We start from the raw sequence: 25,846 nt of genomic DNA on the forward strand, positions 1-25,846 counted from the left end.
AGTTGTCAACGAATCATGAAGGGTTATCACAGCCTATAATGAAAATAGGAGGGGGCTGGCTCCACTACTGTTTTAGCTTCCTGTTTTGATTTATAATAGTTTTAGGCAGGATTAAGTTTGGACGCACCTTGGAGGATCTGCACCCTGTTTGTCAACGTAAATGTTTTGCCCTTGAGCACAGCATATTGTCGCGCCTTTTATGGTTAGCACGAGTAGCAAAGTCCGTATCACCTCGGGCAAATCTCCTGCCCATTCTATTGCAAAGGAGATGCTCTGTATGAAAGACCTTCTGGAAATTTCCTGCGGGCTGGATGTCCACAAAGATAAAATTGTTGCCTGTATCCTGACTGGTCCTTTGGGTAAGCCGACAAACTCTGAAATCCGGGAGTTTACCACATTAATCCCGGATATGATTGCTTTACGGGACTGGATCGTTTCTCAAAACTGCCATCATGTCGCTATGGAAAGCACAGGTATTTACTGGATGCCTATTTACGAAATACTGGAAGAAGCATTTGGCGGTGATATTACCTTGCTGGTTGTAAACGCACGCCATATGAAGAATGTCCCTGGCAAGAAAACAGACATGCGGGATTCTGAATGGATTTCCACCCTGTTACGTGCCGGGCTTTTGAATGGCAGCTTTATTCCCGAAAAAAGAATCCGGGAGTTCCGTGACTTAAATCGTTACCGTAAAAGTGTCATCCGTGATATCACATCCCAGAAAAACAGAGTTGAGAAGTTCCTGCAAAGCTCTGGCTTTCGCCTTTCCTCTTTTATTTCTGATATTTTTGGCGCTTCCGGCAGGAACATCATCCGGCATCTCACTGAGCATGGACAGATTGATCGGTCTGCTTTGGATTCCTGCTTAAAAACAAAGACAAGAAACCGTATAGATGAAATCCTCATGTCCGTAAATGGAACCCTGTCAGAACATCAAAAAGCCTTCCTGAAGATTCTTATGGACCATTATGACTCCTTAAAAGAACATCTTGTTGAAATCGAAAAGAGTCTTGAGGCGGACATGGCCCCATTTGCTTTGCAGGTGGAGCAGTTAAGCAGCATTTATGGAATCAGCACAACGGCTTCCTGCGCAATCATTGCTGAAATCGGCATTGATATGAAACCGTTCAAAACCGCGGAGCATATCTGTTCATGGGCAGGCCTGTGCCCCGGCAATAATGAAAGCGCCGGGAAACGGAAAAGCACATCTGTCACGAAAGGCAATCCTTACATAAAAAGTATGCTTTGTGAAATTGCCTGGGTAATCGCGGGAAAACGAAATACCTATCTGTCCGCCTGGTATTGGAGAATCAAACAGAAGAAAGGGGCTAAAAAAGCTATTATTGCCCTTGCACGAAAACTTCTTGTAATTATTTACACCATGCTAAAGCAAGGCACTCTTTTCGATGAATCCTGTTTTGAAGCCAGACGTAAAAGCAGCGAACAAAAACAGCTTTCCCGATACATACGTGAATTAGAGAAGCATGGCTACCATGTGGAAGCGCAAGCCTGATTTTTTGTAATACCAATATTTCACTGACGGCAGCCATTTATATGACTGCTTTATCGTGATACTTCCATGATTGTTGAAAACATTTGTTGTCAAGGTTCAGTTCTTGGCTACGAGTTTTATTTTCGTAGCAAGGTACGCATTCTTCTATATAAGTCATCTGCCTTTATGACAGATATCTCTACCATGATAGTTATATCAGATTAGACTGGGTTTTCGGACGGTCTGCCCCCCGTATTTTTTTGTCAAGTTTATTAATGAATATTATATAGACCTTTTTGAGTATATACACAAGTATTAGTCTATACACCTTTTTTATCAATATACAAATGGGATTTACTATTGAATAATAAACATAAAGAAATAATGCACAGAAAGGGGAATAGGTATGATTTCATATGAACCTCTATGGAATACAATGAAAGAACAAAAGGTGACTACTTACGCCCTTATAAACAAACATGGTTTCAGTCCCCATACAATCACCAACTTAAAACGCAACAACTCCATAACCATGAATACGCTTGAGAAGCTGTGTACTATTTTAAATTGTACGGCAGACAGCGTTGTAAAATTTATTCCATAAACGGACTTTCAGACAGTAGCTACACAAAATTACTTCCGCCGGGACAAGAAGCCAAAATCCCTTCCTTGGGGGGAGGGATTTAGAGAGAGGGTCTCCCATCCCACCGCACTCCCGGCGGGAACAGAGGATGAAAGGGAACCATTCCCTTCCCGCCACACTTTTCAGATAAGATACAAGAATCTCCAAAAGTAAATCAACACGTTCTTCCCCTTAGAATTTATAGTAGTTCCACATTATCAGAAAAAAGGAGGTGAACGCCAAGAAATATAAAAGATAGACAGAAATGATTTTATAATTCAGTTCAAACACTTGAACCGAATTATAAATCAAAAAAAGAAAATTGACAGAACATTTCACAGTTATGAAAAGAAAGGAGAATTTATCAATACGTCTGCAAAGTAAAGTTTTCTAACGCAATGCACGGTATTGTGAAAAGCGTATTAAGAGATTGATAAATTTTTCCTTAGTAAAATGTATTGCTAAATAAAGCAAGCAATGACAAATAGTAAAAATTGCACAGATTTATCAAATATATCTTATGAGAAATGTCTTGATTTATTGCAATTTACACAAAATTCTGGTTTAATAAACAATATAGAAGATGTGTTGAAGAATATAGAACATATGAAAAATTCAGAAATTATTCAACAGCACCCATATAAGATATCTCAAGGCTCTAACGGTCGTTGGTATACCTATCTTCCAGATAAAGAGAAACCACACGGACGGAGACAGATTGCAAAATCTTCACAAGAAGCAATCCATAAAGCCATTATCGAGGATTATAAAAAACGAGCCGCAGAAGAATCTTTAGAGAATCTGAACCTTGAAAAATTATATCAGAACTGGATGATTTGGAGACGTGACAACGGGACTGACCCTAAGACAATCTTAGAAAACAGCAATGACTGGAAACGGTTCTTATAACCATCCGTTGATTTGGATTATAAACAGTTTCACACACGTTGCAAGCCTACTTCTTCCAATACGCAAAATTATATTGTTTACGGATAGGTGAATTAGTTTCAATCAAAAAGGAAGATATCCAAGGCAATGAGATATTTATCAACCTTTGGCGGCACGTTTAACAGGCATTTAAAGAACATTGCGAAGCATTGGACTTCCATACAGGTCAAGCCACCAGATACGTTTTACCATGGATATAAGAGTGTAATCAAGTGTAATCAACTTTTGAATACATAAAAAATGAAGGAAACGTTGATTTTCCAGCGTTTCCTTCCTCTTAAACAAGAGGCGCAGACCGGATTTGAACCGGTGAATCAGGGTGTTGCAGACCCATGCCTTACCACTTGGCTACTGCGCCTTATTACATATTCTGCTCAAGCACTCATTTAGTATAACAAATGCTTTCCATTTAGTCAAGACATAAATTCTCTATTTTTATAATTTTTTTGCCCATCACCCGACATTTTTTTCCCTCAAAAATACCCCGTCCCAAGCCGCAGGATATAGATTGCCACCATAATCTTGACCCGATTCTCATTCTTCAAGATATCATACCCCAGAACCTTCTTAATCTTATTCAGCTTATACGCCAGCGTATTCTTATGGCAGTACAATGCCTGCGCCGTATGCAGCGCGTTACAGTCATTTTCAAAGTATGCTTCCAGAATCTCCATATAATCCGTATGGTTCTCCCGGTCATACTTCATCAATGCCCCAACCGTCTCGCTCACGAATTCCGGATAGATCGCCGCCTCCTTCACATCAGCAAGAATCTTATATATCCCCAGTTCATCATAGCTCAAAAGATTCCGCGGAATGGCCGTCTTCGTTAAGCAATACGCCGTATATGCATTCTCATGGGACCTGTGGATATCCCTGATTCCGTCTGCCAGCGTACCGATTCCCACATATACATTGGAATCTTTCCTGCACACCTTCCGAAACTCCTCCAAAACCTTCCCAAGCGGGCATCCCGCCGCCAGAATAATCAGCCTTCCGCTTTCCTCATAAGCAATCATATTTTCCAGATTAAAACGCATAGATTTTTCAATCTTGCAAAGCCGTTCATTTCCCGTCTCCGCATCATAGGCATGGCAGCTTAGGATGACCACGACATACTCCATATCACGCAGGAAACCATTTCTCTCAAAATGGCTAAGATAAGAACCCTCGTTCTCCGGATAGTAGATAGCATTCTTAAACGCTGCAATCAGGTTCGTCTCCCGCTGCTCATTCTTTAAGAGTATCTCAGCAAACAGACGCATGATATCGATATACGGCGTCGTCCAGGATGCCGAAAATACAGGAAAATGAATCTCATTGCAATAATCTATAATTTCCCGCGAATATGTCTCTTCCCCGCGAAATGACATAATCAGCCCGCCCACATGGTGCCTGTCAAGCTCTGTAATATACCTTTTCAGCCACTCTTCGGAGGTACAGCTCAACCCAGAAAAGAATACCAGTTCCTCTCCATGCAAGGACGAAATAAACTCAATATCTTCCACCACATGCGTCCACGCAATCATTTTTCCAAAGCAGCTCTCTGTATGTAATCTTACACGATACTGCGGCGAAATTGCCGCATATAATTCCTCTAACGCGACCGCCATTGCACTTCACCTTTCCTTCGCTCCATCCCACTGTCAGCACAAATATCTTCATAAACTGACGATTGTCTGCATACAGTATAACATTTTTGTGTTTAAAGCACAATTATTTCATGAATTTCTGTCTATAAAAACTATTTCAAAAGGCTTTACTTCATGGTATATTGTCTATGGAACACAAAAATTTCCCCCCGAAATTCGTGTTTTATTTCAACCTTCAGATTATTTTCAAGAAAAGACCCCTGAAGTTTACGCTTCCGGGTCCTTTTTCTTTTCACAGGCTGCCAATCCGCTTTACAAATCCTTGAAAATGTGGCACACTTATACATACCCTCCAGGCGGGTGGACTTCGTCCATTAAGGTATACCCAAGGGCACACCGTAATGCATGCCCTGCGGGCGGGTGGACTTCGTCCATTAAGGTATACCCAAGGGCACACCGTAATGCATGCCCCTTGCGGGGCGGGTGGACTTCGTCCATTAAGGTATATTTTTTTACGAGTGATTACAATTTGTATATAATAGAATCGAGGTGTCTTATGAATAACTTCTTACTGTACATATTAAAACCATTTTCTTTCCTGCCCGCCTTGCTCATGATGTATGTCATTTATAGCTTTTCCGCGCAGACAGGAGAGGTTTCCGGTAGTTTAAGTTATACAGTCAGTTATAAGATTGTGGAAATAGGGAACGACGTGTTAGAGACGGGATTTACCCAAGAGCAGATTAGCCGGTATGCCCATAGGATTGAACATCCGGTGCGCAAACTTGCACACATGACAGAATATTTTCTGCTGGCTGTAGCTGTGTCATTTCCGTTCTATGTGTACGGACTCAGGGGATTTGCGCTCATGGTGGTCGCCGGGCTGATTTGCGTGGGCTTTGCAGCCGGGGATGAATATCATCAGTCCTTTGTCGCCGGGCGGGGACCGTCGAAGAAGGACGTCATGATAGACAGCATCGGCGCTTTTTTCGGAATTCTGTTCGTCCGTATCGTCTGCTGGACTGTACTTGCCCCTTTTCGTGTTGCAAAACGGATGGAGGCGCGGGCAAGAAGGCGGGAGCAGGCGCTTGAGCGGGCAAGGGAACGCCGGGCAGGGCGGGTACATTAGAGTACCCGCTTCCTTACATCCTCTCCAACAAGGCGCCTTTCATCCCTCTGGAAAACATACACGTTTCCCCATTCTTCATAAGAATCTCCCGCCCCTTCAAATCCAACTGTGCAATCTGCTCTAAATTGACCAGATAAGCCCTGTGAACCCGCAGGAACCTCTCCCCCAGCTTCTCTTCTAACTCCTGCATGCTCCCGATAAAATCAATCCTGTCGTTTTGCCCATGCAGCTCAATCCGATGGGTCCTGCCCGTCGTCTCGAAGAACACAATCTCATCCACTGGAATGTGCTTGACAACATCCATCACCTTCACAGAGAAAAACTCTCGTTCCTCCCCTTTCTCCTTACGCATCCGTTCTGTAATCACCTTCAGGCAATAGCGGATTCCCTCCTGCATCTTCACCGGATTCCCCTTCACGATATAATCCAACGCTTCCAGATGATACCGGAACGTCTCGAAGGCAAGGTCTGGAAACGCCGTCACATAGATTAAGAAACCTCTGGAATCCAGTTTCCGGATTTCCTGCCCAAGCCCGAATCCATCCATAGGCTCTCCCACAAGCTCGATATCAAGAAAATAGATTCCACGCCCCGGCGACTCCTTCACAGCCTCAATAATCTCCCGGGGATGCCCGCTGCACAGCACGACCTCCATATCATATCCTTCAATCATAATCTGCTTTTCAAGATATTCCTTCTGTGCAGCCCGAATCTTCGCGTCGTCTTCACATATATATACCGGAAGCATTCTCCCTTCCTCCTTCATATACAAAAACTTTTCTACCTGTACGGTTGAAATGCCGTTCAAGGGACGGAAGTTTTTCATGAGCCAGACACGCTACATTCCACCGCCGGCGAGCCTGTGAACTTCTCTGTCTCACCCCTGCGATACTGCTTAGCAAAGATAAACACCCCAAACAGAAGCCCATTTATCAAAAGCATAATCGGAATTTCCAGCCACGATACACTGTTATTTTCCAGCACATCCGCCGAAAACGCCCCGGATACAACCATAATCAGATTATTATTCAGAAAATGAATGATAGTCGGCACCCATATATTCTCCGTCTTCATATACACAAACCCAAGGAATATCCCAAGAGTCACACAGTTAATAATCTGATTCACAGTCATGGGCAAACCATACTCCGGCGTCACATAGTAAAAGAAATCCAGCGGCAGATGCCACAGCCCCCATACCACTCCCAGAATCAGCACGCCTTTTCTCAGGCCAAATTTCCTCTGAAGGAGCGGCTGCAAATAATATCTCCATCCATACTCTTCCCCAAAGAAAGCAATATATCCCAGCAAAAAATTAAGCGGCATGATTGCAAAATATATCCACGCCTCCGCGCTCGTCATAACCGCGGCGAACTCCTTAAACTGCCCCGACAATCCGTTAAGAACCGCCACACGCGACAAATACAATATCACAAACAGCAAGACACACCCTACAGAGGCTTTCCAGTTCTTCCATTTCATCCCATAAACCGCCCGTTTCTTCTTCCCTGCCGCAATCAAACAAATCAGGCAAATAATGCTCCCCGCCGCCAACAGATATTGAACAGCCAGGCTAAACACCGGCATGGTCCCTCCCGGAAGGCTGACTACAGCATCCGGCATCAATACCGAAAGTATCGTAAATACAATGGAAATAACCGTTGTCACAATAAAACAGAGATAGAACGCCCGCGGAATCGCTTCATCTTTCTTACGGGTCAGGAGAAACGCAATCATGACCCCCATCGCAGGATATAACATTTGCGTACTCGGAAACGCACTCAAATCCATCTGATTCAAACTTCCATACCACATGAAAAGACCTAACAAATACGGAATCCCATAAGCTATCGCAATAAAAATAGTAAGCTGCCGTTTTTCTGTTTTTGAACCCATCTTCTCTTCCTCCTTTTTTAATATCGACAACTTTACTATAAACGACTTCTTATGTTTTCACACAGAAAATGCCCCAATTGTTATCCACAATGCCCGAACTGATACTTACATCTCCTGAATCTTTAATTCCTGAATAAAATACCCGTCCTGTATGGTCGTAAGCGGCAGCGTCTTCTCATACTTGCCCAGTATCTTCTTATAATTATCAAGCCCAATTCCCCTGTTTTTCCCCTTGGTAGAATATCCCGGCGTCCCGACCTTATGAAAATCAACGGATGAGTGCAGCGTATTCTTCACGCGGAACGTCGTATATCCACTCTGGCTGCTAATCATGATATGAACCTTCCCGTCTTTCCTGCCCCGCACCTCTTCCATGGCATTATCCAACAGAATCCCCATACAACGGCACAAATCCGTACTGCGAAGCCGCGTTTTTTCAAAAGGCTTTAAGACCTCCAGCTCCCAGTGGATTTCCGCCTCCTGCATGGTTTTCATTTTCTCAAGAAACAATCCTTTCACTTCCGTCACACGAATGTTGGCAAGCTGGTTCATAAGCCGGATCTGGCTTCCCACCTGCAGATCAAAATCATCCGTCATCTCATGGATATAGCTCTGGATTGCCTCAAGATTCCCCTCTTCCGCCTGCAAATACATCCCTGACATCATATTTTTAAAATCATGCCGGAACTTGCGCACCTCGCGCTGCAGCCCCTCCAGATTCTCAATATACGCCCCCTGCTGCCTGAGGCTCACCTCCTGGTCTTCAATCCGTTTCTGCTGGACGCCCTCCCGCCCTGTGTACATGAAAATCATATATACAACCAGCAGTAAAATCATTGCCGTAGCCGGATTATAGCCCACCTCCCTGGCGCTTATATCCACCGTCTCCTGAATAATCTGGCTCAGAATCGGATATCCCCCAAGAAAGACCAGGACCGTAATCTTAGTTTTCTGCTCTTCCCACTGTGCAAACAATTCCCGCGAATTGGTCTTATGCAGCAGCACAATTACCAGAATGAGACAGAGAGGCGTCGTAATCCATTCATAAAACAGATATTCTCTCCTGTCCGCCGCAAGGCTCAAATCATATATTTTGTTGGGCGATAATATATCCGCCAGATTCCATCCTACATCATAGAGAATCGTCATAAAAACGGCGGTCGCCAGACAAACTCTGACAGGTTTCCGGTATATCACGCGAAGAACCATCATAAACCCGGTAATCTCTATGTACGCATATACCATCTCCCCGCCGTTATGCGGCGTTGCAAACAGTCCCGATTTATAGAAAACCGTTCCGGCAAACGCGCAAAAAATAATAAACAGTATCAGCGAACCGAAAATCTGACAGTAATGCTTCCTATTTTTATAAGGTATCTCGCCGAAAAGCCGGATGACCGCACCCACGAAAAATATTGCCGCTATACCTACACTTACTATATTCCCACAGAATACCTCAAAGAATGTCATTTTCTGTCCTCCTAGTCTCTTCCACTTCATCCTCAAAATTTATGCCTTATTGAACGCTAGTACAGCATTACGGGATGTCCCTACAAAAATTCCCGTTACATCACGCCCTCAGCCGGAACGTCTTAGGCGCCAGCTTATAGACCAGCACACATGCTATCATACAATAAGCGACACAGAAGACGACCGTCCCCATCCCAAACACAAGCGTCGGCACATCCATCCGCATCACGCCATAGCAAACAAAATACGTCCCCGTCACCACCACCCGGTACGTCCCGCTCTTAATCTCTGTCCCCGCGTTATATGGCTGCAAGAGATAATATATCGTCAGATAATGTACAGAAAAGAACATACTGATACACAAAATCGAAATAACCAACACCACATAATCCAGAGGTTCCTTCGTCCCGCCCGACAGGTATAAAAGCAAAGCCAGCCCCGCCCCAATCACCGCCGCCGGAAGCAGGTTGACCTTCATTATCTCCCTGAGCCGAATCTTGAACAGCCTGAGAATGCACTCCGGCCGTTTATAAAAGGAATAAGTCAGAAGGCTATGGTCGCAGTTCATGAACAGCACATTGGTAAAGCCTGTTCCCCGGTTGACAAAATACATGATGAACACAAAATACGGCAGGTTTCTCAGCACAAAATGATTCACAATTTCTTTCCATTCCGGCAAGAAATGGATTCCCATCACCACGATACACACAATTCCAAGACAGATTCCCGCAATCCGCTTCGAGGATTTCCAGAGTATTTTCTGGTGACGGCGGATGAAAATCTCATTCAGATACTCGAACCCTTTCCGGCTGCTGCCACCCTCACCGTCAATCTGTATCACCTTCTCGCTCTGCCGCTTTACCGACTGTCTTGCCTCCTCCATCTGAACCATATGCCGCGTAAGAATCTGCCGGTAGACCTCCCAGTACTCCTGAAACCTCCATATCTTCCTTACAGATAACGCCCCAAGCAGAATCCAGCATGCTAACACGCACACACTTGCCGTCTCCGGGATTTCCCACCCCATAACTGGCAGTCCATACGCCGCCGCAAGCGCAAGCGCTATCAAAATCCACCCGATTACGCCTACCTCATTCTCATTTACCGCAACTTTTGTGCGCTCATAATCCCACAAAGAATATGCAACCACAGTCATTTTCACGCCCGCCGCGGCAAACGGCAGCATCAGGCATTGCCACACAGTCAGCCCATGCATACGCCCAAAGAGCAGGCCGAAAATCAAGTATCCTGCCAATATCTTCAACATTTCATACGCATATGTGGTCAGTGCATACTCCTTGGCATCCATCCCCAGGAGAATCAACCCATAGTATTTGTCCTTCGTAGGATTGAAAATATACGTATTCAGCCACGCGCCAATCAGCGTCAGCAGCACAAAGATATGCAGAAAGACTGCGCTTTGTGCTTCCGTTCTATATAGGGAAACCTCCAATGTAATCATCAGCAGGAAATAGAGGAACTTCCCCAGAAATGCCTTGATAAATTCCCATATCCCGGACAGGATATTGGCAAATATTTTAAGATCAGGGTCACAGTATAATTCCTGCGGAAGTATTCTTTTAATCAGAGGGATCTGTTTCAGAGAATAAAGAATCGTGTTGACACGATATGTATTCTTTAGGGAAAATGCTATTTTAAACGTTTTGTTCATGCTTCATCTCCTCGTATTGACTCATTTCCAATGCAAATATGTCATCGCTTTCTGCAATGAATTTTCAAACACGCTCTAAGCCAGCGCCGACAGGATCTTCTCCTTAAATTCCTGGCTGTTAAGATTAGACTTATCCACACGCTCCAGCGCTCCATGGTTCAGAAGTACGATTTCATCACAGAGATCCAGCGCAAGATCCATAATATGGGTGGAAAAAATGATAATCCTCCCTTCTTTCAGCCCGCGGAGAAGCTGTTTCATCTCTTCCGCCACCACCACGTCTAAAGAAGTCAGCGGTTCGTCCAGAAGCAGGATATTCGGTCTTGCGATGATATTTACCAGCATCTGCATCTTATTCTTCATTCCATGGGAATAATCCTTCAGCAGCTTATCCCTGTCCTCCCGTGAAATGCCGATGTAGTCAAAATATGTGTCCAATCCCTGAATATCCGGAATCTTATCCTCATGGATGTCTATGAAAAATTTAAGGAACTCCCTCCCTGTGAGGAACTCCGGCACAGTGGGCGTGGACAGAACGTAACCGATATCCTCCGCAGCAACGCTGCGCCTCTGTCCGTCAATTTCCAGACAAAACTCTCCTCCATCAGCCTTCATATCCCGGTTCAGACAGTTGAATAACGTGGTCTTGCCAGCCCCGTTGCGTCCCAGAAGACCGTAAATCTTGCCGCTCTCAAACGTAAAATCAATGTCGCATAATACTTTCTTCTTTTCAAAATGTTTCGATAAATGTTCGATAATAAACCTCATATGCATTCCTACTTTCTTGTACATTAATGGACGAAGTCCACCCGCCCCGCATGGGGCAGGTATTACGGGATGCCCTTTGGGTATACCTTAATGGACGAAGTCCACCCGCCCCGCATGGGGCAGGTATTACGGGATGCCCTTTGGGTATACCTTAATGGACGAAGTCCACCCGCCCCGCATGGGGCAGGTATTACGGGATGCCCTTTGGGTATACCTTAATGGACGAAGTCCACCCGCCCCGCATGGGGCAGGTATTACGGGATGCCCTTTGGGTATAGCTTGTGGGGGCGCCGTCACGTTGTATTGAATATATATAATAATTATTATTATATATATTTCACTCGTAAATGTCATCCCTTAATATTTTACTATATTACAGATGCAGAAGACTTATGAACGAATATCCTGTGGAGTTTCGCCAGATATAATGCAGACAGCACACTAGGTATTTAGATATTTTTCTAAATAGTTGTTGTAACTTCGCCCTATCCGTGCTATTATCTATTTAGAAATATTTCTAAATACTTACTTATTTTCAAACTTGAACTAAAGACAGGAGGGATGCTCATTGAGTTTCGGCCAGACATTCAAAGCATTGTCAGACCCCGTCCGGCGTGAGATACTCACTCTGCTGAAATCCGGACGCATGTCAGCCGGAGAGATTGGGAGTCATTTTGACATGACGGGCGCCACTATCTCCTACCACCTGAGTATTTTGAAAAAAGCAGATTTGGTTCATGAATCAAAGTATAAGAACTTTGTATACTATGAACTGAATACTTCCGTAGTAGAAGAGTTAATGGCATGGCTTTCTAATTTAAAAGGAGGAAACGAATCATGAATAAAAAAGACGGATTCTATATTGACCAGGAGCATCAATCTATGCTCAGAAAGCATCGGGTACTCATTATCATCACTAGCCTAATCACCTTACTCCCCATACTGGTTGGTATTTTATGCTGGAACCGCCTGCCGGATACCATCGCGACACATTTTGCCTCCGACGGGACGCCCAACGGCTTTAGCTCTAAGACCTTTACAGTTTTGGGCATTCCTGCTTTTATATTTGCAGCCCACATCTTATGTGCGTTTTGTACGGCAATCGACCCGAAGCATAAGAACATAAGCCCGAAAATGTACCGGCTGATTCTCTTGATTTGCCCAATCTGCTCCATCGTGTGCGGTGCTGCAATCTATGGTTACGCCCTGAGCCTTTCCATGGCGGACTGGCTGAATTCTACATTTTTTATGAATCTGCTGATGGGGATTATCTTTTTCCTGATTGGAAATTACCTGCCTAAGTGCCACCAGAATTATACGGTGGGCATTAAGCTTCCATGGACTCTGGCAGACGAGGGCAACTGGACTCTCACCCACAGATTTGCAGGAAGGCTGTATGCCATTGCAGGCATTCTGTGTATTGTCAATGCATTTCTCAGGTTGAAATGGGTGTTGCCGGCAGTGCTGGCTGCTATCTTATTCCTGCCTGCCGTTTACTCGCTGTCAATTTATCTGAGAAGCAGAAAAGATGCAGAATAAGGACAGAATCAAGACCATTATATCTAACATAAGCAGAGAAACAGCGGTCATGCCAGAAAGCGTGACCGCTGGAACTAATATGCTAAATCTATTTACTATCTTTTTATCCTGCGTCTGCCAATAAATATAATCTTCCCATGCATCATCCGACCAGATTTTTTCACTCATCCTCCACCTCAATCAATTCATGAACCGTCCCTTTTCCTTCCCGTAGTTCCTGTACTGACTTTTTTACGTAAGCAATATTAGCTTCCGCGAAAAACGGGTCAGGTGACTGCGTAATTTCAAATGGAATCCTATTTTCGCGCAGAACTGCCTTCACAAATAAATTAATCGCAGTCGAAGTATTTAATCCTACATTGGAACAAAATGCGTCAAAACTGATTTTATCTTCCTCATTTACCCGGGCAGTCAAAGTTGCTAATGCCATAAATAATCTCCCCTTTCGTTCGCTATTTTACATTTATAATATCACTATTGTACGCTAAAAGCAAATATTTGTATTACAAAAACATCATCTTTCTTACTCTCCTGCAAGCAGCTCCTTCGGCGTAATCTTCTTTATCTTCACAGACAACAGACAAGCAATCCCGAACGACGCCAGTATCATCCCAATTCCCGCCAGTATATTATAGCCCACAGGAACGGTAAACGTACACTTCACAATCCCTAAATCCTCTAAAAAAACAGCCATCATCGGATTAATAATAAAGCTGCAAACGGTCAGTCCCACTGCAGTTGAAAGAACCACTGCCGGCATAAAGGAAAGAGCCGTCTGCAAGATCAACTGCCCCGTCGTGAAACCAAGGGATTTCAGAATCCCGTAGTCACGCTTCTTATTGCTGACAATCGTCCGCACCAGAAGATACAGCACGAACGTAATCACGACCACGCTCAGCACGAGAACGGCAAAGACAATCATCTTCATCAGTGCGACATAGACCGAAACCCCGCTTCCCACCGTTGAATCTATATCAATCGTCGCGTTCACTTGTCCCTCGAATCGTTCTTCCATTTCCGTATTGAACTTCCCGATATCCGTATCCTCTGTAAGGTTCAGATAATAGCTGGTATTATGCAGTTCCCCCATTCGTTCGTAGCCCTCTCTTGTAAGGAGGCAGTCTTTCCCGAGGTTATTGGTAATCTGCACAAATCCCGATATAATATACCCGCCCCGTTTGCCGTCTGCCGTAAGTTCAATCTCGTCCCCTATCTCAAGTTCCATTTCTTTGGCATATTTTGCAGCAATCGCCATCTCGTTGTCATACTTTGGGAATCTTCCTTCCACCATCACATCTTGGTTATTCACTTTAGAGAAATCGTCTGTGACCGTCACCATCAGCACATCGCCGCCCACATGGAGCATCTGGATGCTGTTGTACAGATACACCTTCTCCACTCGTTCATCCCCATTCATTTTTTCCAGGAATTCATCCTCGGCATCTGTTTCTATATTAATACAACTATCTGCCATTTCCCCAACGATCATATTCAAGAACGGCGTCATGTCTGCAATCATATTTTCAATCATGCACCCGGAAAATACCGCTACAAGGGACAGCACCAGCATGGTAATGCATACTGTCACATTATGCTTTATGCCGGAAAGTGTGGTTTTGAGCGCCAGTGCCAGATTAAGGCTTACCCGCGTCTTTTCAAGCGGCACATGGTTCCTCTTGAATGTATGAGTCTTGATACCCTGCCTAAGTGCGACGATCGGCTCCACCTTCCTGATTCTGCGCGAGGACATCCATACCACAACTGAAACCGTCCCGCAAAGAATCGCAAGCGTCAGGATAAATGGGATTGGCAAAAATCGAACCTTATAAGGAATGCCCGTCTGCAGCACCATCATTTCATTGATATATGGAAACAAGACGTAAGACAGACCTGCGCCCACAAAAGCAACTGCCAGAGAAATCCCTGTGAACTGCCAAAGAAGCGTACAGACGAGCTGCCCGCTGGTGTAACCCACTGCTTTAAGCGCTCCTAAATTCTTCATGTTTTCCTGAATGTAATTGATGATATTGGACGCAATCACAACAAGGGCAATCAGTAGTATCAGGAATGCCATAGCGCTCATGACCCCGGAACAGATCATCTGGGAAATGTAACGGGAACGGGATACCATGTCATAGGTATTGCTTACGGTGCGGGCGGCGGCAAAATGTGAGGATGCGGCATCTTTGAGCATTGCATCGTAATCTTCACTTTCCGATTTGTCCTCAAGCCGTATAGAACACAGGGTAGCCTCCGGCGCATATCCTGCGTCTTTAAGCTCCTGATAACAGTCTTTTGTCAGAAGAATCCCGCACATTCCGCAATTGTGGGAGCCGGTCATGGCGCTGTTGAAAAAACCGCATACGGTATAAGACATTTTCTGGCTGCCGATTGAAATCTCTATGGTCTTCCCAATCTCAATGTCGTCTGATTTGTACAGGTTCGGCATATAGACGCCGCTTGTATAGTCACTGTCCTCGGTAATCTCGATTTTCCCCACCGGACGTGTCAGGGCTGATTCCTTCTCCATGAAAATAAGTTCTGAGTTCATTTCACCGCCGTTATACTCGAAAATTCCTACCATATGCATGACAGAATCCATAAAAAATTCTGCTGTACGGTCATCCCCCTCAATCGTATCCTTTAGGAAATCCTTTACTTCGCTGCTGACACCGTCTATGGCGAATGTGACATGCTCCGCATTCAGCCGCTCGTGGCATCTATCGAAATTCTGCCGATAATCCATTGCAAGCGCAAGCCACAGATTCAGCATGAGAGCCGCAAGGAAGATAAGCACAATAATCGCTATGGTCTGTCCCTTTGCCTTTCGTAGATTAGAGCGTACAAGAAGAAAACTTTTTCCCATTTCTACCACCCCATTTCCGCAAGGAATGCGGCAAGTTTTTCCTGCCTGTCGGCATCTTCCGCTAAACCATTCCCAGAGGGCATCCCGTCATTCGTGCCTCTATATTTCCCCAGATTACACTCTCCCAGAATCACGCCGTCCTTTAAGTACAGGATACGGTTGCCACGTCTTGCAGAGCGCATATCGTGCGTCACCATGACGATGCTCTGTCCCATCTCATTGAACCGGGTCAGCGTATTCAGCACGTCCAGCCCAGTCTTGGAGTTAAGGGCGCCTGTAGGCTCGTCGGCAAACAGGATTTCCGGGCTGTTGATTAACGCCCGTACCATTCCCGCCCGCTGCGCTTCCCCGCCCGAAATCTGCGAAGGAAACTTCTTTTGTGTCTCTTCGGAAATGTCTACGGCGGCAAATAATTCTTTTGCCTTTGTATAGATTGCTTTCTTGTCTTTGCTGACAAGCAGCCCTGCGGACATGACATTATCCATCACAGACATTCCGTCAATCAGGTAAATCTGCTGGAATACAAATCCACAGTGAGCGCGCCGGAATACGGCGAGTTCGTCCTGATTCAGATTCGATATAACCTTCTCCCCAAAGGTAATCGTACCAAGGGTCGGCGTGTCCATTCCTGACAGCGCGTACAGAAGCGTTGATTTCCCCGCCCCACTCGCGCCCATGATTACGGTAAAATCACCCTGGTACAGTTCAAGGTCAATATTTTTCAGAACGTGCTGGAGATTGCCGCCGCTGGAAAAGGATTTGCTTAGATTCTCTGTTTTCAGTAATATTTTTTTCATATCAAAACTTCCTTTACTACACTGACTATTAGTTACACGTTCTATTCTATTGTCCGGATTCTTAGATGTCTTTAGGCAATTCTTAAAGATTCCTTAAATGTCCCAATACCGAAGAAATTGAAAACCTACCAACTTAAAATAAGGCTGTTGCAAAAAGCAAAGATTGCACAATATATAGTGTAAATAGCATTGCAATCACACCATATATTGTACATATCCTCTATTTTACAACAGCCACAACAGAACTACTTTATAACAGAAATTAGAGAGGATACACCTAAGATCCTCTCTAAATATCAACAATCAAAACCTTCCTTTATAAATGATATTACACCAACGAGAAAATCTCCTTCACTACATACTGTAAGCAAAGACCCTAAAGTATGGTGTAAATTCATTACATAGATGATAACATTTATTTCAATCCATGTCAATATTTTTTAATTTGTGTATAGTTCTCAACAATTTTCTGTAATGCAATGTTATATTTGTCATCAATTAAATATGTCCAAATACTGATATCTTTTTTCAATTATACATCAATGTCCGGATTTTTACCACCCAAAAGAATTCCTACACTCACCTTCAACCCATGCTCCCCGTTTTCTACTCCAAGTTCTCCCCCCATCTCCCGCATAAAATAATCCGAAATATACAGCCCAAGCCCGGCGCCTTCCACATTCCCCGCATTGCTTCCCCTCTTAAACTTCTCCTTCAAAAGCGGCAGCTCTTCTGCACAGACGCCTCCTCCATAATCTTCCACACATACGCCAAGCCGCTGCCCTTCCCTTCGCACCGTCACATCAATCTCCGTGCCTGCATATTTATAAGAATTAGCAAAAATATTATCAAATACCTGCTGTAACCTGAGAGAATCCGCATACAGTATACAGCCCGGGATTTCCGGAACCGTTGTGCGATGGAGATAATCCGCGCTCTCAAGCATTTCCCCAATCAGCCTGCTCTCCATATCCTTCGGCGTTACCGTAAGTCTCGTCAGCTCCTCTAACGTTGCCGTAAAGAGATTGGTTATAAGCGCATTAATCTGGTCTGCCTTTCGGATAATCTGTGTGTAGATATCTTTAAGCCTGTCGCTTTCCGCAAGCGCCGCCCCTACTTCTGACGCAGCCTTAATGCTTGCGACGGGCGTCTTAATATCATGGGACAGCTTCGCGACAAGCTCCTTCTTACTGGCATTGGCTTTTGCCTCTGCCATCCTGGCCTTTTTAAGCTCCGAGCGCATGATGTCAAAACTTTCCGTAAAGGCGCCGAAAAGATTCTGCCTGTCCATGGTAAGGGGAATGTCCAGATTGCCGCCGGCAACACGCTGTGCAAATCCCTTTAGCTTTTGAAATGGTTTTATAATCACATGGTTCATATAAATGAAAGATCCGATACAGATAAAACATTGCAAAAGCATAGCTGCCAGTATTACGAGAATCAGCGTCTGTTTCTGCTTCTTAAAAATCTGCCCGCTGTCATTCGCAATGATAATCTTCCCTACAATCTGACCGTCAACCGTAAGGTCGAGTATAGTATCCCTGTGAATCACAGCCATATTAACGCTTTCACTAAGTCCCGATTCCGTTCTGAACAGCACCGCCCCCTCCATATCCAGCACGGCGTAAGCGAGGTCTGTCTCGTTTTTGTGTTCTTTTATATGCTCCCAGTCCGCCTGAACTTCCTGGACTGCCTCATTTACCAGGACAGAATCCTGGCTGTCATCCGTCCCACAAAAAGCAAACAGTAACACAGCCGCCGCTTCTGCCGCAAAAAGAAACAGCATACCAATTAAAAAAATATTTTTCCATTCTCTTTTCAAGAATCTGACCCTCCGCAAAATCTGTAACCGTCGCCCCATACGGTGATGATATATTCCGGCTTACCGGGATTGCGCTCAATCGCTTCCCGGATTTTGCGGATATGTACATTCAATGTCCCATCGCCTGTGAACCTGTCCTCCCAGACCTGCTCAAACAATTCCTGCTTTGAGACTACCTTGTTTTCATTCTTAACTAAGTAAGACAAAAGTTTGAATTCCAACGCCGTCATTTTGACTGCATTTCCGTCAACCGACACCTGTTTTGCCTGAAAATCTACGGTCAGCCGCCCGTCGGAATACCCCGTATCTTTGGCGTTCCCGCAATGCCCAAGCCGTTTCAGCATTGCCTGGACCTTTGCAAGCAGGACGCCCAGAGAATAGGGTTTCTGGACATAATCATCCCCGCCGATATGGAAAGCAATAATCTTGTCGTCGTCGCTTGTGCGGGCAGAGATAAACAGAATAGGAATCTCCGTCTTCTCCCGCAGTTCCCGGCACAGCTCAAAACCGCTGCCGTCCCCTAAGTTGATATCCAGAAGAAGCAGGCTCGCAGTATCCCTCAAAAAGAACTCCCGGCATTGGGAAACACTGTATACTGCCGCCGTACTGACTCCGAACAGGTTAAAATATTCCGCCGTACTGTCTGCCAGAAGTTTCTCGTCGTCTATAATCAAACAATCGTACCGCATCTTTCCCTCCATGCACATCATATCTTCACAGGCTTTGCATCCCTCTTCTCGCCCATGTATATGAACTCATTATATCCAAAGGCCTTGTAGATTACAAGCGTATCTGCCTACTCTTCTGATCTCCGTTATATGAATCAACGGCAAAAATTCACCCCAATTCCTTTCCGTCTCATGAATCTTCGGAATATGTATTCATTCGCTGCTATCTCCATCCGGTCGTCTAATTTTTCAAGCCTTACTGCCCCATATTTTCTCACAAGCGCTCTCTCGAGCAAATAGTCACAGATGCGGGAATTTTTCGGAAGCAGCGGCCCATGCAGATATGTACCGATTACATTTTTGTAAATCACCCCTTCATAACCGCTCCTCCCGTCATTGCCAGCGCCGTATAAGACCTTGCCGAAAGGACGGCAGCCGTTAAGATAGGTCCGCCCTCCATGATTCTCGAAGCCCACCACCGGAATATCCGACAAATCGCTCTCCAATATAATATTCCCTATCAGCCGCTCCTTTTCCTGTTCCGTATAGATATCCAGCAGATTTAAACCTTCTATCATTCCTTCGTCGGTCTGATAATATTTCCCAAGCAGCTGATATCCGCCGCAGACTGCAATCACGACTCCGTTATCTTCTACATAATCCCGGAACTGTTCCCGTATCTTCCTGAGGTTCTGGCAGACGATTCTCTGTTCCCGGTCGGAGCCTCCTCCCAGAAGCACGATATCCACCTTTGAAAAATCAGCAGCACACAGTCAAAGGCTTCTTTCGCCGCCAGTTTCACTGCGTCTCCGCCGTTTTTTGCAATTTGTACCATACAGCCATGGGCCCTGAGGATATCTGCCCAGTAAGTCCGTTCTGCCATATCGTCATCCACCAGCAAAATCCTCCAAGCGCCTCCATATGCGTCCTCCGTTCTTTCCACTCCCCCGGACCCTCTCCCTGTCTGCCCGTCATTTCGCAAAATTTCCGTCTCTGTCTTAGATAAAAAGCGCATATAAGCGTGCTGTAAACTGTTTCGCCGCTGTCTTGATACCGGAATATCGTGTCCATTCTTTGTCTCAACGCAGTTGATACCGATAGACTGAATATAATGAAAATTGACGAGATAAGAACGGTGTGTCTTGAAAAACTCTGGCCTGCCCAAAAGTTTCTCCTCAAAATCGGCCAACGCTGCCGTCACCTCATAGACGGTTCCGTCTGCCAGATGGAAGGACACCGTCTTATCAATCACCTCCACGAATTCAAGCCTGGAAAAAACGATCCTCACAACGCCCTTCCGGCTCTTCAGCACGAACCCCTGCTCCTCCTGCCCGGACAATTTACTTCCTATCCGGTAAAGCAATGGGAACAGCGCATCTGCCTCTATTGGCTTGAGCAGGTAATAATACGCTCCCACACTGTAACTCTCCACCGCAAATTCCGGCGAGGAAGATACGAAGATAATCTCAACATTTCTGTCCCGCTCCCTCAATTCCCGTGCAGCCTGCACCCCACTTTTCCCCGAAATGGATGCGTCAAGCAGAATAAGGTCGTATTCTCCCCCTTTTTGCCCGCACAGGAAATCGGTGCTGTTCTGAAAGGAACGGCAGTCTATATTCTCCCCGCTGTTTAACTGGTATTTTGCAATCAGCTCCGAGAGGCGGGCAAGTTCCTGCTCATCATCATCGCAAATTGCGATCCGCATGGTTCAAGCCTCCTTACACAAATCTTTGTGCTTATGTACCATATTATATCTTGAAAATATACTGGTTTTTGCGTACTTAACATGGTATAATTTGTCCATCAGGTATATGCCGGATAATCTATAAGCGAAAAGGAATGGTAAACATGGTTTGAAAACAGAGATAAGCAAAACCGGTGTAATCGTATATAGGAGGCAGCAAGATGTGTGATATTCGTTTTTTCAAATCTGCATATCATTGCTATGATGTTGCAGCCAAACTGATGAAATATTACAAACAGGATGAAATGTACCTAAACGATGTTGCATATAATCTGCAGCAATGCGTAGAAAAAACCTTAAAGGCATTTTTAGAGTGCAAAGGAGTTACAATTCCACAGACTCACAGCATTCATAAACTAATTTCTATGTCAAAAAATAACGGTTCTGCAGCAATTATTACGGATTGGATTGTTGCAAATCAATATGAAATTGAAACCTGGAAGCCTGATACCAGATATAATTTTGATATGATCCTTAAATTTGAACGTATTCAATGCGGACTACAGGAAGTGAAGCTATTCCTGGATAAAAACCATATGAGCTATACCCTGAATCCAGAACTCGGCAAAGACATGCAGGAGAAGCTGAAAGCAAAACTTCCGCAGACACTTACCATACATGATAATTTTGAATGGAACTGTTATTACAGTATTTTCAAAAAGCAGTTAGTCAAGTAAATACATCTCTTCTGTGCCGGGACTGTCTGAAAACCTCATTTTCTGACAGTCCCTTTTGTTTTCGCTAATTCTTAACTTATAACATTTCCGCAAAAGCAATCCTCTTAATCCCGAATTGTTCTGCCACCCCTGCCGTACTCTCATCAAATCCCGATTTGGAGAAAACAAAGTAATATTTTTCCGGACACGAGAATATTTCTCCCCGTTCCACAAGGGTCTGCAGAACACCTGCATCCACCAATTCATTCCTCCACTTGCACTCTCCAAAAAGCATCTGCCCTTCCCCGGGCGCCACAATATCAATCTCTTCTTCCCGTTTCTTCGCCGGATTCGTCCCCCACCATCTACCCAATTTCCCGAAGAAAAACGGCAATGTCTGATAGACATCCGGGCGATACAGATATTGTCTGCAAATCTCTTCAAAAACACTTCCCATGAACGAACTAATCTGAGTCCTCACAAACTCCGTATAGACAAATTCTCCCGTCCCCATGGCAATCGCCGTAGTATTCGGGCGTACAAACCGATACCAGAACAAAAACATGCTGTCTTGAAGACGATAAATCGTCTTTCGGCTGGTTTCCTTTTCCGTAATCGGATGTTCTTTTTCCACAATCCCAATCTCTATCAAGGAGGACATAAAATTACTGCACGCACTGCTCTCAAGCCCTGCCTTCACAGAAATCTCATTCAGCTTACTTGCCCCGCCCGCGATCGCCGAAATAATCGAATGGTAAGAAGCCGGGGCTCTCATCTCCTGTTTCAGCAAATTGACCGGCTCTTCAAACAATGTCCCATTGTCGTCAAAAAACAGTGATATCAGATTTTCATCCACAGACATATGGTTCTTGATTCTGGAAAGATATTCCGGCACACCGCCTGTCACGCCATAGAGCACCGCCTGCTCTTCCGGCATAAACCCCTCCAACATTTCCCTTGATTCAAAGAAGGTAAACGGACGGATTCTAAATTGCGCCGTCCTTCTGCCATACAACGGACTTTTATAGCCAAGCACCTGATTCTCCATAAAACTCATAGACGCTCCGCACAGAATCAGAAACAGGCGGCTGTCTTTCCAGCAGGTGTCTATATGCTTCTGAATAATGGAGGAAATCCCCGGATAGGACGCCGCCAGATAAGGATACTCATCAATGGCAAGTATCAATCGTTTTTTCTGGCAAATCCTGTCAATATCTGCAAAAAGTTTTTCAAAATCACTGTGGACGGCATCGATTCCACGCCATTTCATGACCGCATGGGACAGCCCGTCCAGATTCTCTTTCATCGTCCCTTCAATGGAAATGTAAGAAATTGCCTGCTTTTCTTTGATAAACTCTGCAATCAGCGTCGTCTTACCCACCCGTCTGCGTCCGTAGAGTACGGCAAATTGAAAGTTGTCCTCCCGATACATGCTTTCTAACTTTTTTAGTTCTTTTTTCCTTCCCGCAAACATATTTCACCCCTCCCAAATTACTAAGTCTAAAATTACTAAGTGTAGACTTAGTAATTTTAGACTTAGTATATCACATCTGAGAGAATTTAAACATAGGAAAATATAATTTGCAGAAATATAGTCAAAAAATCTTTCCTACCCCCATCATGACCAGCGCCATCCCACCTGCCATGGCATAAAGTTCATTGACGACCAGACAGATTTTCATAATCGGGTTCTGCACTTTCCCTTTCATATATACGGCAAATGTGAATATTCCCGCTAAAATCATAAAAACTGCATAGCATCCTATCGTAATCTCCGCCGCCGGCGACTTGAGCGCCCACTCATGACGGCGCAGCAGCAATATTGTCCATGGCAGGAACACCATCACGCCTGCTGCCCCTGTTAAAATCCCTTTCATACTTTGCTTCATTCTCACTTATCTCCTTTCACTTCTCCCGAAATATCCTACCGCAACAGCAAGGCAGATTCCGGTGAATCCAACTGCAATTGGAACCCACGGATTGAAATCCATTTTCATTTCCGCAATATTTGCCGCCAATTCCCCATACTTCGCCGTAATGACGTAAAATGGGTAATCCATTGGATAGACAAACCATACCTTTGTGTTAATCATCAGGACTGAGGGCACAATGGACGCCAGTCCGATTCCTACTGAGAATATTGGCGTATGGATGCACACAGACAACATCCAGAAAAATGCAAGCATCGGCACTGCCGAGACATACATCGCCACTGCCTGTTTCCACACAAACAACGGCGGCAGTAAAAATTCATAGCCTTGTGTCTGTGATGCGACAGCGGCGCTGATATAATACATTCCAATCATCATTGCAAACTGGATTGCCGCCAGCATCAACAGAACGGCATATTTTGCCAGACATAATCTACCCGTACTGATTGGCAGCGCCAGCATCCGCAGGATACCATTGCCGCTTCGTTCCGTCTGGGCAAGCATCACCGTACACACGACCATGGCTGCCGGAAACATGAACCATGCCATTCCCATGAACCCCTGAATGAAAAAATTATGCTCTGGGGAAATTCCTTCCGCCTGCATCCCAAAATTCAAATGGGCGTTCAAAATGGAAGGAATCCATAGCATCACCGCCGCAATCCCCAGAATTAACAAGATTTTGGAACGGCGTATCTTCTTCCATTCTACGCCTACTAATACCGGAAAACTCATGTCAAAGACCTCCTGACCTTCAAAAATATCATTTCTGCCGCAAAAACCAACAGGATTTCCACTAAAGCGGCAATCAGATAGCCCGCCGTTTTTCCTGCCTGCGTCTCTCCCAATATCTGGAACGGCAATGCAAACGGAAAGATTGACAGGGCAAAATATTTCACAGGAATCATCGTCGCCAGAAATACACATACCACATCAATTCCAAGGGAAATCCACATATTCCTGCACACCGAAGCGAACAGAAGGGATATGGCGGCGACCGGAAGCAGCATACAGAAGAAATATCCAAAGTTCTGGAATAAATCCTTTGCATTGCTTTCCCCTCCGAACCAATGCATGGTACAGAACATCAGCGATACCATCTCAATCGTCAGGATTACCGCGCATATTAGGGATAGCAGAATAAATTTCCCCAGAAATATCCCCTCTTCCCTGACGGGGAGCGTCGTAATCCGCTGGATGGCATTTTCTGCGTACTCTGTATGGTACATCATACAGGCAACGGTGATAACCAGAAGCATATTCAGCATTGCCATCATCTGCCAGTCTGCCTGAAGGAGCGCGCTAAGCGGCTGCTGCGAAATATTTGTATATTGCTCCGAACGGACCGCCAACTCTAATATGGGAATGAACGCCGCCAGACAGCCTCCAAGCAGACAGCCGGGGATGATACCTGTCCTTCTTATTTTCTTATACTCTAACGCCGTATTCATTGACATATGGCCTCCCCCCGCCTCTGTGCATATTATCTTGTTCTATGATTGCAAGAAATGTATCTTCCAGATTGTCTGTGGGATACCCTTTCAATTTTCCTTCTTGCTTTAATTCTTCAAGCGTCCCCTCGAACAAAAGCCTCCCTTGGTTCAGAATGCCGATATTATCCGCCATCAGCTCTATTTCCGCGAGGAGATGGGAGGAAACCAGAACCGTACAGTTAAGCTTTTCCGGCAGTGAACGAATCAAGGTACGTATCTCGTGGATTCCTACCGGGTCAAGGCTGTTGGTAGGCTCGTCAAGGATTAGAATCGGCGGTCTGCCGATGAGCGCGCTTGCGAGGCCAAGCCGCTGCTTCATGCCCAGCGAATACTTCCTTGCAAGCCGTTTTCTCCACTTACTAAGCCCGGTTAGTTCCAACGCGTCATCCACCGCCGACTTGGGAAGCCCTAAGATTCTGCGTACAATATCCAGATTCTCTTCGCCGGTAAGATTGCCGTAGAATGACGGGGCTTCAATGAACGAACCGACTTCCTTTAAAATACGGATTCTGTCCTGCGGGTACTTCTTCCCGTCTATCACGAAATCTCCGCTTGTCGGCTTCGTAAGACCTAAAAACATTTTCATTGTCGTAGATTTCCCTGCGCCGTTGGGTCCCAGAAATCCGTAAACCGTTCCTTTCGGGACATGAAGGTCTACATTGGATACTGCTGTAAATCCTGCGTATGTTTTCGTCAAATGATGGGTTTCAATGATATTCATGTGTCTACACTCCTTTG

26 protein-coding genes, 1 tRNA gene and 1 pseudogene are annotated in these 25,846 nt (G+C 45.0%); 8 read left to right on the top strand and 20 right to left on the bottom strand.

The features are described from left to right. The first annotated feature begins 277 nt into the window (after window positions 1-277). The 4 genes from AC6I3O_RS23490 to AC6I3O_RS23505 all read left to right on the top strand — a co-directional run bounded on the left by AC6I3O_RS23490 (window position 278) and on the right by AC6I3O_RS23505 (window position 3,302). A complete protein-coding gene (locus tag AC6I3O_RS23490; protein ID WP_004074370.1) occupies window positions 278-1,516 on the top strand; it encodes an IS110 family RNA-guided transposase in 1,239 nt (412 codons plus the stop codon). A 415-nt stretch (window positions 1,517-1,931) separates the two neighbouring features. After that, entirely contained in the window at window positions 1,932-2,099 is a 168-nt protein-coding gene (locus AC6I3O_RS23495) for a helix-turn-helix domain-containing protein (protein ID WP_497852942.1), read from the top strand. A gap of 624 nt (window positions 2,100-2,723) precedes the next feature. Next, window positions 2,724-3,026 carry a hypothetical protein gene (locus tag AC6I3O_RS23500; protein WP_497852943.1) on the top strand — a complete coding sequence of 101 codons (303 nt, stop codon included), beginning with the start codon at window positions 2,724-2,726 and terminating at the stop codon, window positions 3,024-3,026. A gap of 126 nt (window positions 3,027-3,152) precedes the next feature. Further along, window positions 3,153-3,302 (top strand): hypothetical protein, encoded by a 150-nt coding sequence (locus AC6I3O_RS23505; protein ID WP_497852944.1) that lies wholly within the window; start codon window positions 3,153-3,155, stop codon window positions 3,300-3,302. A 49-nt stretch (window positions 3,303-3,351) separates the two neighbouring features. On the opposite strand, the gene AC6I3O_RS23510 is transcribed toward AC6I3O_RS23505, so the two are convergent. Beyond that, window positions 3,352-3,423: transfer RNA gene (locus tag AC6I3O_RS23510), tRNA-Cys, on the bottom strand. A gap of 115 nt (window positions 3,424-3,538) precedes the next feature. Beyond that, window positions 3,539-4,678, bottom strand: a complete 1,140-nt coding sequence (locus tag AC6I3O_RS23515; RefSeq protein ID WP_497852945.1) for a helix-turn-helix domain-containing protein — start codon at window positions 4,676-4,678, stop codon at window positions 3,539-3,541. Between the two features lie 535 nt (window positions 4,679-5,213). Here AC6I3O_RS23515 and AC6I3O_RS23520 point away from each other — a divergent pair. After that, window positions 5,214-5,786 (top strand): VanZ family protein, encoded by a 573-nt coding sequence (locus tag AC6I3O_RS23520; RefSeq protein WP_497852946.1) that lies wholly within the window; start codon window positions 5,214-5,216, stop codon window positions 5,784-5,786. Between the two features lie 13 nt (window positions 5,787-5,799). On the opposite strand, the gene AC6I3O_RS23525 is transcribed toward AC6I3O_RS23520, so the two are convergent. The 5 genes from AC6I3O_RS23525 to AC6I3O_RS23545 all read right to left on the bottom strand — a co-directional run bounded on the left by AC6I3O_RS23525 (window position 5,800) and on the right by AC6I3O_RS23545 (window position 11,592). After that, the gene (locus tag AC6I3O_RS23525; protein WP_497852947.1) at window positions 5,800-6,534 is read right to left on the bottom strand and encodes a LytR/AlgR family response regulator transcription factor; all 735 of its coding nucleotides are present in this window, start codon (window positions 6,532-6,534) and stop codon (window positions 5,800-5,802) included. 74 nt (window positions 6,535-6,608) lie between these two features. Beyond that, window positions 6,609-7,682, bottom strand: coding sequence for a CPBP family intramembrane glutamic endopeptidase (locus AC6I3O_RS23530; protein ID WP_497852948.1), 1,074 nt, complete (start codon window positions 7,680-7,682; stop codon window positions 6,609-6,611). Between the two features lie 105 nt (window positions 7,683-7,787). Further along, window positions 7,788-9,152 carry a sensor histidine kinase gene (locus tag AC6I3O_RS23535; RefSeq protein WP_497852949.1) on the bottom strand — a complete coding sequence of 455 codons (1,365 nt, stop codon included), beginning with the start codon at window positions 9,150-9,152 and terminating at the stop codon, window positions 7,788-7,790. A gap of 100 nt (window positions 9,153-9,252) precedes the next feature. Then, window positions 9,253-10,824, bottom strand: coding sequence for a hypothetical protein (locus AC6I3O_RS23540; protein ID WP_497852950.1), 1,572 nt, complete (start codon window positions 10,822-10,824; stop codon window positions 9,253-9,255). Window positions 10,825-10,899: 75 nt separating this feature from the next. Then, a complete protein-coding gene (locus AC6I3O_RS23545; RefSeq protein ID WP_497852951.1) occupies window positions 10,900-11,592 on the bottom strand; it encodes an ABC transporter ATP-binding protein in 693 nt (230 codons plus the stop codon). Window positions 11,593-12,160: 568 nt separating this feature from the next. Between AC6I3O_RS23545 and AC6I3O_RS23550 the strand changes: the two genes are divergently transcribed. Beyond that, on the top strand, window positions 12,161-12,433 hold the full coding sequence (locus AC6I3O_RS23550; RefSeq protein WP_497852952.1) for an autorepressor SdpR family transcription factor: 273 nt from the start codon (window positions 12,161-12,163) through the stop codon (window positions 12,431-12,433). After that, window positions 12,430-13,131, top strand: a complete 702-nt coding sequence (locus tag AC6I3O_RS23555) for an SdpI family protein (protein ID WP_497852953.1) — start codon at window positions 12,430-12,432, stop codon at window positions 13,129-13,131. The genes AC6I3O_RS23550 and AC6I3O_RS23555 overlap by 4 nt, the downstream gene beginning before the upstream one ends. Here the strand turns inward: AC6I3O_RS23555 and AC6I3O_RS23560 are convergent. The 8 genes and pseudogenes from AC6I3O_RS23560 to AC6I3O_RS23595 all read right to left on the bottom strand — a co-directional run bounded on the left by AC6I3O_RS23560 (window position 13,096) and on the right by AC6I3O_RS23595 (window position 20,989). Beyond that, window positions 13,096-13,299, bottom strand: coding sequence for a type II toxin-antitoxin system YoeB family toxin (locus AC6I3O_RS23560; RefSeq protein WP_497852954.1), 204 nt, complete (start codon window positions 13,297-13,299; stop codon window positions 13,096-13,098). The genes AC6I3O_RS23555 and AC6I3O_RS23560 overlap by 36 nt on opposite strands. Continuing rightward, the gene (locus AC6I3O_RS23565) at window positions 13,292-13,561 is read right to left on the bottom strand and encodes a type II toxin-antitoxin system RelB/DinJ family antitoxin (protein ID WP_497852955.1); all 270 of its coding nucleotides are present in this window, start codon (window positions 13,559-13,561) and stop codon (window positions 13,292-13,294) included. The genes AC6I3O_RS23560 and AC6I3O_RS23565 overlap by 8 nt, the downstream gene beginning before the upstream one ends. Window positions 13,562-13,654: 93 nt before the next feature. Continuing rightward, the gene (locus AC6I3O_RS23570; protein WP_497852956.1) at window positions 13,655-15,997 is read right to left on the bottom strand and encodes an ABC transporter permease; all 2,343 of its coding nucleotides are present in this window, start codon (window positions 15,995-15,997) and stop codon (window positions 13,655-13,657) included. A 2-nt stretch (window positions 15,998-15,999) separates the two neighbouring features. Further along, on the bottom strand, window positions 16,000-16,794 hold the full coding sequence (locus tag AC6I3O_RS23575; protein ID WP_497852957.1) for an ABC transporter ATP-binding protein: 795 nt from the start codon (window positions 16,792-16,794) through the stop codon (window positions 16,000-16,002). 532 nt (window positions 16,795-17,326) lie between these two features. Continuing rightward, a complete protein-coding gene (locus tag AC6I3O_RS23580) occupies window positions 17,327-18,616 on the bottom strand; it encodes a HAMP domain-containing sensor histidine kinase (RefSeq protein ID WP_497852958.1) in 1,290 nt (429 codons plus the stop codon). Beyond that, window positions 18,613-19,305: a response regulator transcription factor gene (locus tag AC6I3O_RS23585; protein WP_497852959.1), complete on the bottom strand. Its 693-nt coding sequence runs from the start codon at window positions 19,303-19,305 to the stop codon at window positions 18,613-18,615. Before AC6I3O_RS23585 ends, AC6I3O_RS23580 begins: the two co-directional genes overlap by 4 nt. 134 nt (window positions 19,306-19,439) lie before the next feature. Then, window positions 19,440-20,045 (bottom strand): annotated as a pseudogene (locus tag AC6I3O_RS23590) (type 1 glutamine amidotransferase); the annotation flags it as partial. Next, window positions 19,937-20,989, bottom strand: coding sequence for a LytR/AlgR family response regulator transcription factor (locus AC6I3O_RS23595; protein ID WP_497852960.1), 1,053 nt, complete (start codon window positions 20,987-20,989; stop codon window positions 19,937-19,939). The pseudogene AC6I3O_RS23590 and the gene AC6I3O_RS23595, both read right to left, overlap by 109 nt. Window positions 20,990-21,189: 200 nt before the next feature. On the opposite strand from AC6I3O_RS23595, the gene AC6I3O_RS23600 reads away from it, so the two are divergent. Next, complete coding sequence (locus tag AC6I3O_RS23600) at window positions 21,190-21,705, top strand: HEPN domain-containing protein (RefSeq protein WP_497852961.1); 516 nt, start codon at window positions 21,190-21,192, stop codon at window positions 21,703-21,705. A gap of 76 nt (window positions 21,706-21,781) precedes the next feature. Here AC6I3O_RS23600 and AC6I3O_RS23605 read toward each other — a convergent pair whose 3' ends face one another. From AC6I3O_RS23605 to AC6I3O_RS23625, 5 genes are all read right to left on the bottom strand, one after another. Then, a complete protein-coding gene (locus AC6I3O_RS23605) occupies window positions 21,782-23,158 on the bottom strand; it encodes an ATP-binding protein (RefSeq protein ID WP_497852962.1) in 1,377 nt (458 codons plus the stop codon). 121 nt (window positions 23,159-23,279) lie between these two features. Next, complete coding sequence (locus AC6I3O_RS23610; protein WP_497852963.1) at window positions 23,280-23,573, bottom strand: hypothetical protein; 294 nt, start codon at window positions 23,571-23,573, stop codon at window positions 23,280-23,282. Between the two features lie 6 nt (window positions 23,574-23,579). Next, window positions 23,580-24,350, bottom strand: a complete 771-nt coding sequence (locus tag AC6I3O_RS23615; protein WP_497852964.1) for an ABC transporter permease — start codon at window positions 24,348-24,350, stop codon at window positions 23,580-23,582. Next, the gene (locus AC6I3O_RS23620) at window positions 24,347-25,066 is read right to left on the bottom strand and encodes an ABC transporter permease (protein WP_497852965.1); all 720 of its coding nucleotides are present in this window, start codon (window positions 25,064-25,066) and stop codon (window positions 24,347-24,349) included. The genes AC6I3O_RS23615 and AC6I3O_RS23620 overlap by 4 nt, the downstream gene beginning before the upstream one ends. Further along, window positions 25,044-25,829, bottom strand: a complete 786-nt coding sequence (locus tag AC6I3O_RS23625) for an ABC transporter ATP-binding protein (protein ID WP_497852966.1) — start codon at window positions 25,827-25,829, stop codon at window positions 25,044-25,046. Before AC6I3O_RS23625 ends, AC6I3O_RS23620 begins: the two co-directional genes overlap by 23 nt. Window positions 25,830-25,846 lie beyond the last annotated feature (17 nt).

The organism is Sporofaciens sp. St.21A7, from assembly GCF_059728535.1.